Source organism: Actinoplanes missouriensis 431 (assembly GCF_000284295.1).
Classification (GTDB): Bacteria; Actinomycetota; Actinomycetes; order Mycobacteriales; family Micromonosporaceae; genus Actinoplanes; species Actinoplanes missouriensis.
Genome location: NC_017093.1, coordinates 4237959 through 4252369, shown reverse-complemented (window position 1 = coordinate 4252369; position 14411 = coordinate 4237959). Strand labels below are relative to the sequence as shown.

8 protein-coding genes are annotated in these 14411 nt (G+C 68.7%); 2 read left to right on the top strand and 6 right to left on the bottom strand.

Annotated features, from left to right (window positions below):
- The first annotated feature begins 59 nt into the window (after positions 1-59).
- Entirely contained in the window at positions 60-1085 is a 1026-nt protein-coding gene (locus AMIS_RS19795; protein ID WP_014444138.1) for a fatty acid desaturase family protein, read from the top strand.
- 29 nt (positions 1086-1114) lie between these two features.
- On the opposite strand, the gene AMIS_RS19790 is transcribed toward AMIS_RS19795, so the two are convergent.
- From AMIS_RS19790 to AMIS_RS19775, 3 genes are all read right to left on the bottom strand, one after another.
- The gene (locus AMIS_RS19790; protein WP_157434940.1) at positions 1115-1519 is read right to left on the bottom strand and encodes a hypothetical protein; all 405 of its coding nucleotides are present in this window, start codon (positions 1517-1519) and stop codon (positions 1115-1117) included.
- 836 nt (positions 1520-2355) lie between these two features.
- Positions 2356-4860 carry an Hsp70 family protein gene (locus tag AMIS_RS40660; protein ID WP_014444134.1) on the bottom strand — a complete coding sequence of 835 codons (2505 nt, stop codon included), beginning with the start codon at positions 4858-4860 and terminating at the stop codon, positions 2356-2358.
- A 33-nt stretch (positions 4861-4893) separates the two neighbouring features.
- Positions 4894-7623, bottom strand: a complete 2730-nt coding sequence (locus AMIS_RS19775; RefSeq protein ID WP_014444133.1) for an alpha-amylase family glycosyl hydrolase — start codon at positions 7621-7623, stop codon at positions 4894-4896.
- A 119-nt stretch (positions 7624-7742) separates the two neighbouring features.
- Here AMIS_RS19775 and AMIS_RS19770 point away from each other — a divergent pair, with 119 nt between their 5' ends.
- Positions 7743-8954 carry a prolyl oligopeptidase family serine peptidase gene (locus tag AMIS_RS19770; RefSeq protein WP_041829917.1) on the top strand — a complete coding sequence of 404 codons (1212 nt, stop codon included), beginning with the start codon at positions 7743-7745 and terminating at the stop codon, positions 8952-8954.
- 34 nt (positions 8955-8988) lie between these two features.
- On the opposite strand, the gene AMIS_RS19765 is transcribed toward AMIS_RS19770, so the two are convergent.
- Genes AMIS_RS19765 through AMIS_RS19755 form a run of 3 tightly spaced genes read right to left on the bottom strand, consistent with a single transcriptional unit; the run spans position 8989 to position 14386 of the window.
- The gene (locus tag AMIS_RS19765; protein WP_041829916.1) at positions 8989-10896 is read right to left on the bottom strand and encodes a caspase family protein; all 1908 of its coding nucleotides are present in this window, start codon (positions 10894-10896) and stop codon (positions 8989-8991) included.
- Complete coding sequence (locus AMIS_RS19760; RefSeq protein ID WP_014444130.1) at positions 10875-11669, bottom strand: gasdermin; 795 nt, start codon at positions 11667-11669, stop codon at positions 10875-10877. Before AMIS_RS19760 ends, AMIS_RS19765 begins: the two co-directional genes overlap by 22 nt.
- A complete protein-coding gene (locus AMIS_RS19755; RefSeq protein ID WP_014444129.1) occupies positions 11666-14386 on the bottom strand; it encodes a CHAT domain-containing protein in 2721 nt (906 codons plus the stop codon). The genes AMIS_RS19760 and AMIS_RS19755 overlap by 4 nt, the downstream gene beginning before the upstream one ends.
- Positions 14387-14411 lie beyond the last annotated feature (25 nt).

The following is a 14411-nucleotide window of genomic DNA, read 5'->3' as shown; positions in this document are numbered from 1 at the left end:
TCCGAGCTGTCTGCGTCGTTAGGGTCGCAGGACCGCCCGGCGAGGGAGTCACACATATCATGACGTCCGCGATGAAACGGCCCCGAGTGTCCGGCAGCGACTTCGCCGCCCTGAACAGGCGGATCGCCGAGGCCGGGCTCCTCGACCGCCGACCGGCCTACTACGCGGTACGGATGACGGTCGTGACGGCGATCTTCGCGGGCGCCTGGGCGGCCTTCGTGATCCTCGGCGAGTCGTGGTGGCAGCTCGCCGTCGCCGTACTGATGGGTGTCGCGTTCTCCCAGGTCGGCCTGCTGGCGCACGACGTGGCGCACGGCCAGGTGTTCCGCACCCGCCGCTACAGCTGCCTGGTCGGCCGGATCGCCGGGAACGTCGCGGTGGGCATGAGTTACGGCTGGTGGCAGGAGAAGCACACCCGCCACCACAACAACCCCAACCACGACGACCTCGATCCGGACGTACAACCGGAGGTGTTGATCTGGGCCACCCACTCGGCGCTCGGGCGGCGCGGGCTGAGCGCGTTCATCAACCGCCACCAGGCCGGCTTCTTCTTCCCACTGCTGACGCTGCTCAGCCTCGACCTGCGGATCTCCAGCGTGAAGGCGCTGCGCAAGCCGGGCATGCGACGCCGCGGGCTGGAGGCCGGCCTGCTGGCGTTGCACGCGGTCACCTACCTGGGCGCGCTCGCGCTGGTACTGACCCCGTGGCAGGCAGCCGCGTTCTTCGTCGTGCACCAGGGCGTCTTCGGCGTCTACCTCGGCATGACGTTCGCCCCGAACCACAAGGGCATGCCGCACCCCACCGGCGACGAGGACTACCTGCGCAAACAGGTGCTGACCTCCCGCAATGTGACGGGCGGCCGGCTGATCGACGCGGCGCTCGGCGGCCTGAACCACCAGATCGAGCACCACCTGTTCCCGGCGATGCCCACCCCGAACCTGCGCCGCGCCAAGCCAATCGTGCGGGCGTACTGCGCGGAGCTCGGCGTCCCCTACGCGGAGACCGGCCTGATCGAGTCCTACCGCCAGGCCCTGCGCTACCTGCACGAGGTCGGCGAACCCCTGCGCCAGAAGGCCGCCGCCTAACTCGCCGTTCACCTTCCCGGCCTCTTCGGTCACCCGCTCCGCGGCAGGCGGAGTTTGGTGCGACTCCAGGCAGCCTGGCCGCTCAGCAATGCGACGGCCTCGGCGTGGTCACGTCGAGCAGCGGCGGCGATCGCTGCGACACGATCGGGCTCGGCCAGCGCCAAGTCCTCCGGAAGATCCCGGAACTCCCCCAGCCGGGTGACCCGTTTGTCCAACGACAGGTCAGCGATCAAGTATTCGGCGGGCTCGCACAGAAGCTGGACGCCCGCCGACATCTGAAAACTCCGGGACCCCTGCCGTGTCTGCATCACCACGGAACAGAGCAGCCAGTCAATCGGCTGCTGGTAAAGCAGGGCGTTCCGGTGCCCCCATGCGCCGGGTAGCTTCGGAACCAGATACTCGCGCGCCGCCTTGGCCCACTCAGTCGGCCTCACCACAGCATGGTCGAGCACGCCGGCGCTTGAGGTAGGCGAACATCAGAACCCGCCGCTCCGGACCCTGCGAGGCGCGCTCCCAGCACGAGCCGACACCGGCCTGTCGATGGGGGACGCCGGCGGTTTCATGGACGCGCAGCTTTCCTTGTTTCCCACCCGGCATCTTCGGGATCGGACGCTGCGCCGCAATCATTCTCCGGCGGCTGAGGAGTTCCGGCGGGAGCATGAGCGGCACCGTTCGTGGGGTCTCACTCAACGCCACGCCCGGCGCCTGCGCCAGTTACGACAGGCCGAGGAACGCGCCGAGCCACCGTGCGGGGCCTCGCAACCCGATGGTGAAGCACCGCTCGGCAGCGCGAGTGAGCCCAGCGACGGCTCGGTCGATGCGGTCTTGGCCAGGGCGGATCAGTGCGCTGCCGGGGAAGGTGACGTGCTCGTGCCGGACCGTGCAGCGCGAAACCCCGGTCGGCACAGAAGGCGCAGGACGAAGGGTCCGCATTCCAGGCCACCGGAACCACCGGCTAAAGGACTCCGGAAATGTGGAAACTGCGCCTTGCCGAGGGCCACTCATAGTCGCCCTGTTCGGCTAATGGAAATCGGCAGAACGACCTGCGCGGCCCTCCACGAGAAACGCGCAGGCGGCTGGTGCTCGCAGCGGTGAGACGGCAGTCCGCCCTAACGGCGCATCCCGTGTTCGATCGCCCCATACGTTCCGATCAGCGTGACCGTGACGCCGATCCGCACGCCAGGCGAAAGGTTCGACGGTGCCAAGTTCGCGCCGGGCCTCCGGCAATCGGACTCCCCCCGGGTACGGGGACCGGCAGCGCCCGTCCGGGTCAGAACCAGCAGGGATGGCCCTCGCGGGCGCCGCCCTTGGTGAGCGTCTGCTCGCCCGTGCCGTCCGCCCGTTCGATGACCACCGCCGGATGGTTCAGGTCGCCGCGCACGTAGGCCAGCCACGCCCCGTCCGGGGACCAGGTCGGGTCCATCTCGCGGTCCGCGGCGCTGGTCACCGGCTTGGCGTCGGAGCCGTCCGGCTCGACCGACCAGATGTCGTAGTTGTTGTCGATCTTGCGGGTGAACAGGATCAGGCGGCCGTCCGGGGAGATCGCCGGGTCCATCGCGTCGCCGAGGTCGGGGTTGGTGATGGCGCGGTTGTCGGAGACGCCGCTCACCGAGATCTTCCAGAGCGAGCGGACGCCGTCCACCTTCGTCCAGTAGATGATCGATTTGCCGTCCGGGGTCCAGACCGGGTCGTCCTTGTCGTTGCCGGAGACGGTGATCTGCTCGGCCCGGCCGCCGTCGATCGGCATCGTGAAGATCTGCGGGACGCCGTCCTCGTCCTTGATGTAGGCGAGTGTCCGGTTGTCCGGCGCCCACACGACCCGGCCGCCGGTGACGCCGCCGACCAGCTTGCGGCGGTTGCTGCCGTCGCGGTCCATCACGACGATCTCGTTGGTCCCCTTCGGGTTCCGGTGCGTCAACGCGATCATCGAGCGGTCGTTCGACCAGCGCGGCAGGGTGTCGCCGGGCTCGGTACCGGCCAGCGGCTCCCGCTTGCCGGTGGCCGGGTTCAGCGTCTGGATCGTCGGCTTCCACGCCGCCGACGCGAACGGGCCGCCGGTGTCGACCCGGATCACCAGGTTGGCGTCGGGGATCCCGGCCGGTCCGGCGGCGCTCGCCGACGCGGCCGGCGCGGCGCCCTCGTTCTTCTCGTCCGGGTCGAACAGCGACGAGCCCACGACCCCGGCGACCGCCGCCACCACGATCATCACGGCGAACCCGGCCTTCCCCATCACCGGCTTCGGCGTCGGCCGGGCCGGCGCGATCACCTGGGTCTGCGGCTCAGATTCAAAGGCAACCGCTTGCGGGGGTACGGCCGGAGCAGCGTCCCCGGCCAACCCGTCGAACGGGTGCTCCGCCGCGCGGGCCTCGGCCTCGGCGGCGGCCCACGGGTCAGCGGGCGTGCGCAGGTCGGTGAAGTCGAGTTTCTCCGGCGCCCGCATCGACAGCCCGAGACGCTCCGCCGGCGACCGCGGCCGATCCGGCGCCCCGGCGGCCGACTCCACCGAGAACGGCGACCCCTGCCCGGCCGGCACAGTGGTCGCGCCCGGGAAGGCCGGGACGTCGCCGCCCGCCGGTTCGGTGGCGGCGGTCTCGGTGCGCGGGCCGCCGCTGGGCGCCACGACCGCCGACTCGCGGCGGGAGATCTCCGAGGCCGCACCGGCGGTCGCCGCACTCCCCTGCGAGGCGGGGACACGCTTCCCGGATGACCCGGGTGCGAGGGCTTCCCCCGTACCCGATGGGGTGGCGAACGCGGCGGCGCCCAGCGCGACGCTCAGCTCGGGATGCGCGTCGGCGGCGACCAGCGGGCCGAACTCCTCCTCGAGGACACGCCGGACCAGCGGAATCCGTGACGAGCCGCCGGCCAGCAGGATCCCGCTGAGATCGCCCGCGGCCACGCCCGCCGACCGCAGCGCTCGCCGGGTCGCGTCGACGGTGTCCCGGACCGCGAGCGCGATCAGGCCCTCGAACACGGCACGGCTGATCGGCACCCGGGTGTGCCGGCCCGGAACCGCGACCGCCACGGTCACCTCGGTGTCGAACGACAGCGACTCCTTGGCCTCCACGCAGTCGCGCCGCAGCCGGGCCAGCGCGGGCGCGGTCTCCGGATCGTCCAGGTCGACGCCGTCGAGGGCGCCGAGCACGTGGGCGTAGACGGCCGCGTCGAAGTCGCCGCCGCCGAGCTGGTCGACACCTTCGGGCGTGCCGAGCAGCGTGAACGCGTCCCCCTCGCGGCGCAGCACCGCCACGTCGAAGCTGCTGCCGCCGAGGTCGTAGACGGCCACCGTCCGCCCGGACGCGACGTCGCGCCGGCGGGCCACCGCCTCGGGCTCGCTGAGCAGCCGCACCGGGCCCGCGTCGGCGAGCCGGATCGCCTGGTCCAGCTGCTCCCGTTTGTACGGTCCCCAGTGCGCCGGGTAGGTCAGCGCCACCCGCGCGGGCGGACCGCCCTGGGCGCGGGTCGCCGTGTCGAGCACGAACCGCAGCAGCTTGCCGGTGAGCGCGTGCGCGGAGAACGGCATCCCACCGGCGAGGATCGGCACCGGGTCGCCGAGCCGGCGTTTGAACTCGCGGGCCAGCCGGCCGGGCTCGTCCCGGCCGCGCCGCTCGGCGGCCTCGCCGACGAGCAGCTCGCCGTCGTCCTTGACGAAGACCGCGGACGGGATCTCCATCCGGCGTGCGCCCAGCCGGACCGACTCGACGTGCCCCCCGGTGTTCACGGCCGCTGCCGTGTGGGTGGTGCCGAGATCGATGCCCAGGCCGTAGTCCGCTGTCACGACACCGACCTTAGGGGTTCATCGCCAGCTCTTTCATCCTCCGGTCGGTGGGCTGGTGTACACGGCCGGATCGCCTTGCCTGATCCACACTTGTGGACTGTCGATCGGCAGGAACGACCGGTCGCCGCCCGGCTCCCGGCTGGTCGGGACGGTGTCGCCGTTCGGCAGGTGCATGATGAAGTTGACGGGTTTCGTGTCGTCGGCGAGCGGGATGTCGTACTCCGCCCAGTCGTCGCCGATCCGGGTCGGCGGCATCGGCTTGTCCCAGGTGATCCGGGCCAGCAGGGCCGGGTCGACGGCGTCTCCCCACAGGTGCAGGCCCCATCCGGCGTAATCGCCGGCCGGCCGCTGGTAGCGCAGGGTGGCGACCTCGACCGGTGGCCCGGCGTACCGGACCGTGCGCACCTCGCCGGCCCGCCCGTTCAGCACCGCGCGGTACCGGATCGGCGTGCCGGTTGTCAGATTCAGGGCTGTCAGATCATCGACGACGGTGTACGCGGGCGACGAGCTGTCGACGCCGGCCGTCGTCCACGCGCCACCGGCGACACTGCGCTCGATCCGTACCACGTGGCTGCCGCGTTCCGGGTCGGCGACCGCGCGCACCTCGAGGCGTCCGCGCACGTTGCTGCCCTCGGCCGGCGCCTCGATCGTCAGCCGCGGCGCCGGGACGCGCGTGCCACGCGCCGCGCTGGTCGCGGTGTGCCCGCGGTTGTCCAGCACGACCGCCTTGTACTCCACACCGGCGCCGGTCCGCAGCCCGCTGACGTCGTGGAACACCCGGTAGGGCGCGGTGTCGTCGGTGCCGATCAGCTTCCACGGGCCGCCGCCGCTGCGGGTGTAGAACGTCACCTCGTAGAACGACGTCCCGGCGACGTTCGCGTCGACCCGGATCCGGCTCGGTGTCTCGGCCGCGGCGGCAGGCGCGCCGAGCGCGACGGCGGGGGCCTTCTTCGAGTACGGGATCCGCCCCGCCGACGCGTAGACCACGGCCGACAGCGGCGGAACCGTGACGGTCAGATCGCTCCCGCTCGTCCGCAGGCTCGCCGGGCCCTCGCCGTAGACCCGGGTGAACGCCTGACGGTCGGCGTAGGTGGGTATCGCCGCGGTGGCCGGCTGCTCGCTGTTGTTCAGCGCCACCACGTACTCGCGCTGCTGGTCGCGGTCGATCCGGGAGAAGGCGTAGACGCCGGGACCCGCGGACGCGTACCGGTGCTGGTGGGCGCCGTCGCGCAGCGCCGGATGCCGGCGGGTGAGCCAGGCCAGCCCGCTGATCGTCCGGTACAGCGGATGCGACGCGACGTAGTTGTCCTGCGCGTGGGTGGCGCTCGTGCCGAGCAGGTCGTCGTCGAGGTACTCCGGGACCTTGCTGGCGAACATCGTCTGCCGGGCGTCCTGGTCGCCGCCCGGTCCGGTGAAGCCCTGCTCGTCGCCGTAGTAGACGACCGGGTTGCCGCGGGAGAAGTACATCAGCTCGTGGGCGAGCCGGTCCCGGGCCAGCCACTCGGCGTCCCCGGCGCCCGGGTTGTCGGTGACCACGAAGTTGCCGATCCGGCCCATGTCGTGGTTGCCGAGGAAGGTGGGCAGCTCGTAGACGTTGGAGTCGGCGTCGGTGTACCAGTCGTCACCGGCGAAGAAGTCCTGCAGCTCGCTCGTCGCGTGGCCGCGCGAGGCGAAGTCGCGGGCCGCCTCCTGGAAGGGGAAGTCGAGGACCGCCTGCATCCGGTTGGCGGTGGTGTACCGCGAGGTGAAGCTGCGGCTGGTGTCGAAGACCTCGCCGAACATGAAGAACTCGCGTTTGCCCTGCGCGCGGGCGAAGGAGAGCACCTCGGGCCCGAACCGCTGCCAGAACGCGTCGTCGACGTGTTTCATCGTGTCGATGCGGAAACCGTCAATGTTGAAATCCGCGATCCACGTCTTGTAGATGTCGATCATCCCGTTGACGACGCGCGGGTTCTCGGTGAACAGGTCGTCCAGGCCGAAGAAGTCGCCGTAGTACGAGTTCTCGCCGGTGAACGTCGTGTCGCCACGGTTGTGGTAGAGGCTGACGTCGTTGAGCCACGCCGGATTCTTGAGGTTCTTCTCCGACTCGTCGAGCACCGGCGTGTAGGGGAACTGCAGCGGCGGGAACACCCTCGGGTAGTCACGGTCGTCGAAGGGCGCGCCGCCGGCCGTACGGTACGGCTTCTGATCCTTGCTGACGTAGGGCTGCCGTGCGCCCTCCTGGTAACCGATCACGTCGGCCGTGTGGTTCGTGATGATGTCGAAGTAGACCTTCATGCCCTTGGCGTGGGCCGCGTCCACCAGCGCCCGCAGGTCCTCGTTGCCGCCCAGGTGCGGGTCGATCCGGGTGAAGTCGGTGATCCAGTAACCGTGGTACCCGGCGGACGGGCCGTCCTCCAGCTGCACCGGCTTGTTCGTGAAGCTCGGGGTGAGCCAGATCGAGGTGGTGCCGAGGCCCCGGATGTAGTCGATCCGGTCCCGCAGCCCTTTGAGGTCACCGCCGTTGTAGAAGCCCTTGCGCGTCGGGTCGAACCCGCTCACCAGCGGATCGTCGGGCAGCCCGCCCCGGTCGTTCGCGGTGCTCCCGTTGGCGAACCGGTCGGCCATCACGAAGTAGAAGTTCTCGTCGGTGACCGGCCCGCGCAGCGCGTGCCGGGCGGGCAGATGACCCCCTCCGGCGTACGCGGGCGGGGCCGCCAGCGTTCCGGCGGTACCGGCGAGAACGGTGGACAGGATCACGGCGACGGCGCGGCGAATCGACATCTGCGTATACCCCCCGGCCGCGATCGTAAGCGATTTCGGTGCTGTTGCGAGGGCGTTTCCCCGACAGTACGTTGCAGACAGCGATGCTCGTCGATTCCTTGCCGTCCGTGGGGGTTACCATGCCGATCAGTCGTCGCACCGCGCTCGCCGCCGGCCTCGGAGCAGGGATCGGGGCCGGAATCGGCGCCGGCCTGGGTGTTTCTGCGAGCGCGTCGCCCGTACCCGATGATGCGGGTTTTGATCTTTTCGCGGAAACGCTGGACGGCGGTGAGCAGGTCACCGCGGTCATCCTGCGGACCGCCCGGCTCGGCGGCGTCGACCCGGCGAGCGTCAATCCCGGCACGTTCACCGTGCACGCCCGTGCCACCAGCCCGTTTCCGGCGCTCGGCGTGTACGACGTGGACCGCACGGTCACCGCGGCCCGCCTCGACCGGCGCGGCAACATCGTCCTGGAGCTGGCCCACGGGGAGGGGCAGGTCGGCGGCGGCACGCTCGGGTACGTCCTGAGCCGGGGGCGCAATGTCCGGCTCGACCTCGTCTACACCATCACGCAGAACACGCCTCTTGTGCTCCGCGGCGGGCGTCCGGTGACATTCCCGGGGTTCACGCAGGGCCGGTTGCTGAATCCGGAGGTCGACGCGTTCGGCTACCACGAATCCGCATCCGGGATGAAATATCGCCTGTATGCCCCGCGCGGCCGGGGCCGGCGCCCGCTCGTCGTCTGGCTGCACGGCGGCGGCGAGGGCGCGTCCCTGCCGGACGGCTACTACGACAACGAGACCACGCTGCGCGCCAACCGGGGCGCGCTCGGCTTCGCCACGCGAGAGGCCCAGCAGATCTTCGACGACGCGTACGTGGTGGCGCCGCAGAGCTTCTCGTACTGGATGGAGGACGGCGACCGGTTCGCGCCGCTGATCCGCGAGGTGATCCGCGACGTGGCCCGCCGGCATCCGGTCGACCCGCGCCGGATCCACGTGGTGGGCTGCAGCAACGGCGGGTACATGTCGATGAAGATGACGGTGGCGTACCCGTCGCTCTTCGCCTCCTCGATCCCGATCTGCGGCATCGTCACCGGGCTGATCTCCGACGCTGAGCTGGCCGGCATCCGCACGCCGTCCTGGCTCGTCACCTCGCTCGACGACGACACCGTCGGGCCCCAGCCGAACACCGTGCACGCCGCCGAGGTGATCCCGGGCGCGCGGGTGACGCTCTACGACCACGTGATCCGGGACGGTCACCAGTTCCCCGGCCACTGGTCGTGGATCTACGTGGCCCGCAACGACCGCCACTACTGGCAGTGGATGGCCGGCCAGCGCAGAAGAACAAGGTGACGCCAGCGATGATCTGATCCCCGTGGTGCGATGACTACCCTGTGACGTTGGCTGGGTGGTCCAGGAAGACCGCCCACGGCCGGGCGGCTAGCAGGTAGGGCCGGTCCCGCAGTGGAACCCGGTCCGCGAGGTCGCCAGCACCGTGCAGGGCGGACGGCACAATACGCTGAACACCGTGGTCGATCTGGCTGAGCAGCAGGTCGGCCGCCTCCGGGTATCCCGCCGCAACCAGCCGCTGAACCCGGTCAATCAGCAGGAGCTCACGACCGTCCGCCCTCACTACGGCTTTGTCAAAGAGTCCAACGCAAATCGTCTGGCCCAGCGCCACCGCGGTGACCACCCCGGCCATCACCGGCACGACCACGCGGTGCCCTTCATGAAGGAAGCTCACGCGCCCGGCGGGCAGAGTATCTGCGGACACGATCCAACCTCCGGCGGCCGAATCGCGATGCAACGGCACGGATTGCCATTCACCTTCGGCTCCGTGCACGGTCACCGTGTCCGGTGGAGCGGCGGTAGCCCCCGACAGACACAGCCGTGCGCCGCCGGAGCGCTGCGCCATCCTTTGGCGCTGTGAGCGGACGAGCAGTCCAGCGGCGCTGAGTCGCTGCCCTACGGGTTCCGCGTCGGGCCGCCACACGATTACGTCGCCGCTGTCTACCTCGATCGCCGTTTGCCGGTGCCGGCCGGCCAGGCCTAGCCAGACTCCCGAGTATGATCCGGCGGGGATGACCAGGCGAGTCCCGCTGACGAGGCGGCCGACCTGCTTGCCCGACATCGAAAAAATCTGGCCGACGTCGGCGGGATCGTCGCTGTAGAACTCCACCTGCCCCCTGCCGGATCCCCGCCGGATCGGCCCCCACGACACCGTGCCGCCCGGGGCGGCTTCAGGTTCGAGGTCCACTGTGATGTCCATGTCGGTGTACGCATCGACGAAACGCCAGCCCCTATGGTGTCCATCGCTGGCGACGACCCGGTGCCGGCGCGGCGGGACGCTGACCTTCAGTGGTGCCGGTCCCGTGGCCCACGCTGCGCCGTCAACCGGGCTCGCCGGAACACGATAGTGGGCGTTGACCGACAACGGTCCGTCTCCGTTGCCCGTTGCAGTGATGCTCAGTGTGACGTCGTCGAACCAGCCGTCCGGGAAGGATGCGAGAACGAAGTCGCCCTCGCCGTAAGGCCGAGGGCGCTGGTGTGCGGCGGCGGCCTCGACGTATTCGGTCAACGTCGACCAGCGCACCACGTAAGGCTGCGGCCGGGTTTCGTCGAACGTCTTCGCTGTTGCATCCCCGCGCAACCCGTTGAGCAGCGCCGAGGTGAAGTCGCCGCGGACCAGGCCATTGGTCTGCGAGCCGTGCGCGACGCCGCCCGGCACGGTTGCCTGCAGCAGATAGACGCGGGGAAAGTGTTCGCGGTATTCCGGTTGCAGCGGATCGAAGCCGAGGGTGCCCGGCCGGAACGGCCGTCGAAAACGCAGATCGCGGCAGGCATCGGTGATGACGACGACAATCCCGAACCAGGACAGGCGCAGCTTGCTGACGAGGTCGTGCACGGCAACGGTCGTCGCCGCCGGGTCGGCAGCCGTGAAGTCCGTGAGCGCCAGCACATCTTGCGAGAAGATTTCGTTGAGCGGGTCCGTCCGCAGCCCGTGCCCCGCGAAATAGACGTAGAGCCGGTCCCGTGCGTCAACGTCCCGGCGCTCCACCAGGCTCAAGACGGCTGTCGCCACTTGCGGTCGGCTGGCCTCGCCGTGTACCCGGCTGCCTGGCGTGAGGCTGTAGACGTCGGAGACCAGGAGCGTGAGGTTCTCCGGCGCCACCGGGCCGCCGGGCCGGGTCAGCCAGTCAGCGATCGCCATAGCGTCGGGAACAGCGCCCTTGAGGTCACCGCCCGGCAGACTCCGATAGCTGTTGCAGCCGATTATGAGGGCGTGACTGGCCATGCCGGTTCGACTCGCAGCTCGTGTCCGGTCAGGAACTGGGCGCCAGTGATGCTACGGATCTCGCCGCTGGTCCGGGGTAACTCAGAGACCCAGAATCCCGACTCATCGACGTGCATCTGAGCCGCTTTAGCAGCAACGGTGATCGATTGGCTGCCGGAGATCGTGAGCCAGGTGTCCGAGCCCCGACTCGACTCAACGGTGACCGAGGCTCCGAGCAACGCTTGGATCGCTGGCACATCGACGGCCACGTCGTACGAGCGGTCGTCGAGTAGTCTCATCCGGACCGCTTTCGCCTTGAGAACTGCCACCACGACGTACACGTGATCAGCCACCAGTAATTCGGCAAGGTTGCGCAGCCGCGGATGAAACCGAGCGCCCGTCAGCCATAGGTCCAGCGTCGACAGATCCACCCGGTCAACGGCCATGTCGGAGTAGACGAACTCGACGGCCGTCGCGGTCGTGGAACCCAGCGACAGGTTCGCCTCCCCGCCAAGTGCTTGGATGATGGCGGAGACGATCCCCAGTCCCACTCCGAGCTGCGTTCGGCGTGTCGCCGTCCCGTGCACATCGACGGTCCGCTCGTCAGCCAACACCCGTGGAGCAGCCTCCCGCTGCCCACCGGTCAGGACGGACTCCAACTCACCGTAACGGCGCAGCACCTGCCCGGTGCGGATCAGCACCTGCAGAGCTCGCAATCCGGTGGTCGGCATGGCGACCGGCAGGAAGTCACCGTCGGGCAGCACCGGGACCGCTGATCGCCGGAAAAGGCTCACAAATCCTCCAAGGAGATCGGGGACTTTTTTCGAGGCGTCTCACACGTATAGACGGTCACATTCTCAGCGTTCACCATGGCCAGGTGCCAGCCATCCGGGCCGATACGAATGTCGGTGAGGCCTTCCGGGAAAGGCGGCCGAGGCAACTCCTCGGCACGGGCGATATCCCAGAGTCGGGCCACGCCGCCATCCAGGACAGCCAGCAACCGGCCATCCGGACTGACATCGGCGACGGCGGCCTCCGACACCTCCGGCAGCAGACGCGGCTGTGTCTCGCGTTCAAACGCTGTCCAGTAGGCCACCCGGCCGTCGGCCAGAACCACCACCACTACCCGTGCCTGACTGTCCACCGCGAGGCGCACAATCGCGCCGGGCACGCGTCGAGTAATCAGCTCCTCCACCTGAGGGACACTCCAGAGGTGTACCGTGTCCTCGGTCGCAGTCAGCAGGATTTCCCGGCTCGAGCCTGCGGTCACCATATCCACAACACGTCGCTCATGTTTGAAGCCCCGATGGACGCGCTCTCCTGCGGCCACGTCCCACACATCGACGACGGTGCCGGCACTGACGGCCGTCAGGGGATGGATCAGCGTCGCGAGCACCGAAGGTGTCCGGTCGGTCGAGAACACCCGCGCGACACCGCCGACCACCCGCCAGCACGAGAGCTCGGGCTTCCCGTAAGCGGTGACCAGCCACAGAGTGTTGTACTCGAATGCCAGGGAGGCGAGCACCGGGCGTTGAAACCCCCTACGATGCCGCAGGCGTCGCAGCAGGTTGCCGTCGGAGTACAGCAGGCGCGCTTCGCCGGTCGGTCCCCAGGTGGCCAGCCACTCACTGTCGGGTGAGTAGACCAGACGCTCGGCCCCATGGGCGGCCGTTGTGTAGCGCAGCCTCAGCGGTAGTTTGTTCTCGCGCAGAAGTCCCATCCGGGCATCGCTGACGAGGTCGCTGACTGAACGGCCGAAAATCCTGGTAACGCGCTTGCCGACCATGTCCCAGGGGACGTTCCTCCGAGACTGGATCTTCGACAGCTCGTCGATCACCGTCATCCAGTCAGAATCCCGGAACGCGACTTCTACGCGGGCTACCACATTGGCCACGGCCAAGCGGATCCGGGCGGCGCTGAGCAGGCCCACCACCTCTGCGTCGGCGCTGTTGACGGCGTAAATTCTCTCGTAACATCGGACTGCCGTCTCCTCGTCGCCGTCTCGCGCCGCCTGCGCCGCAGTGTTGAGCAAATCCTCGCGCTCTCGCTGCTGGGCCTCAGCTTTGGGACGGGCGCGATCGCGCGCCGATCGAAGCCGGACGTCGCGCGGGTCGGCCTGCAACGCGAGGGAATACGCGCGCTCGGCCAGCACATGGTTGCCAGGTCCGGCGGCCCGTTCGGCGGCCTGCACCAACAGCGCGGCGACCTCCTGCTCGTAGCCGGCCCACGACTTCTTGTTACGACCAACGACTGTGATCGCCTTCTCGACCTTGTCGTGCTCCAACCACCGGGTCACCTCTGTGAGGAAGTCCGGTTCAGGCGCGCCGCGTTCGACCGGCTGACGAGGGCGGGGGACCTCAGGCTCGTCAGGGTCGATCTCCATCTTCACCGGCTCGCGAGGCCGCAACGAAAAGACCGCCGAGGTCGGATGCTTCAGATAGAGAACCGGTGTCGCCCATTCCAGAGTTCCGGAGTAGTGCCTCGTAAGCGCCAGCCGCGCCGCGCTCATCGCCCGGTTGACCGGTCGACCTGCCGACACCTCAGCGTAGAAGACCTGGGTGAACGCCTTGGCGGCGCTGTCACTGATCGGGTACTGCATAGCGGCCACCCCGGGCACACCGTTACGCACGAGCGTTTCAGAGACGCTCATCTGGTGTTCCTCCGGTTCACTGCGCGCGGTATCGCAGGCGTTGAGAACCGCAAGACGCAACTGCCGTTGCTTGATCAGCAGCCGCCCGAGATCGGTCGCGGTGATCCGGTCGGACCGGCCAGTCGCGGCGTTGACCAAGTAGATGTATCCCTCGCCGCGGCTGATGTCGTGCCCGCCGTGGCCGATGAAATGGAAGACGTGCCACTTGCGCTCATCGAGTTTGCGGTTGAGCTGATCCCAGTCCGGCTCCTCCAGCCACGACAGCTCGACCAAGCCCTCGTCGACCAGCGGATACAGGGCCGACTCCAGTGAGGCTCGCTCCCGTTCCACGTTCAACTGTTGCTGGTCAGACGGGCTCGCCACGACGACCAGCACTTGCAACGGAAGCTCTACCGCAGCGGACTGGAGCGCCGCCGCAGCACCCAGATAACGTACGATATCGGCTTTGAAGATCAGATAATCACCGGCCCCGGGATCGAACATCAATTCCCACGGAAGACAGGCGAGCTGAGCGTACGTGCTCGACGATTGAATACCGAGCATCACGTCGATGTCATTGTCGCGTGCCTGCTGCAGAAAATATTCCAGGTGCGCGTGTACTGATCCTTTGAAGACCTTTTTGAACAGAAATTCACCGAACCGGCGAGCTGGTACCTCGACAGCGGTCGGCCGACCACGCCGTACCGGCGGCGAACTCGACAGAGTGATGGCGGACTCGACCGCGATCAGTTTGTCCTCGAGCTCTTCCGGCGTGGGTAGTTCGAATTCTTCCTCTGCCGAGCCCAGCTCCGTCCGGATCCGAACAACGTACGAGTTGCCTCCGCGCCGGGTGAAGCTGACCTCTGCATACCCACTCTCCAACGCCAGGCTCCCTAATTTGAATCAT

Coding starts and splice junctions, on each gene's coding strand:
- AMIS_RS19795 (WP_014444138.1), top strand. CDS start 60: ATGACGTCCGCGATGAAACGGCCCCGAGTGTCCGGCAGCGACTTCGCC.
- AMIS_RS19775 (WP_014444133.1), bottom strand. CDS start 7,623: ATGTCGATTCGCCGCGCCGTCGCCGTGATCCTGTCCACCGTTCTCGCC.
- AMIS_RS19770 (WP_041829917.1), top strand. CDS start 7,743: ATGCCGATCAGTCGTCGCACCGCGCTCGCCGCCGGCCTCGGAGCAGGG.
- AMIS_RS19765 (WP_041829916.1), bottom strand. CDS start 10,896: ATGGCCAGTCACGCCCTCATAATCGGCTGCAACAGCTATCGGAGTCTG.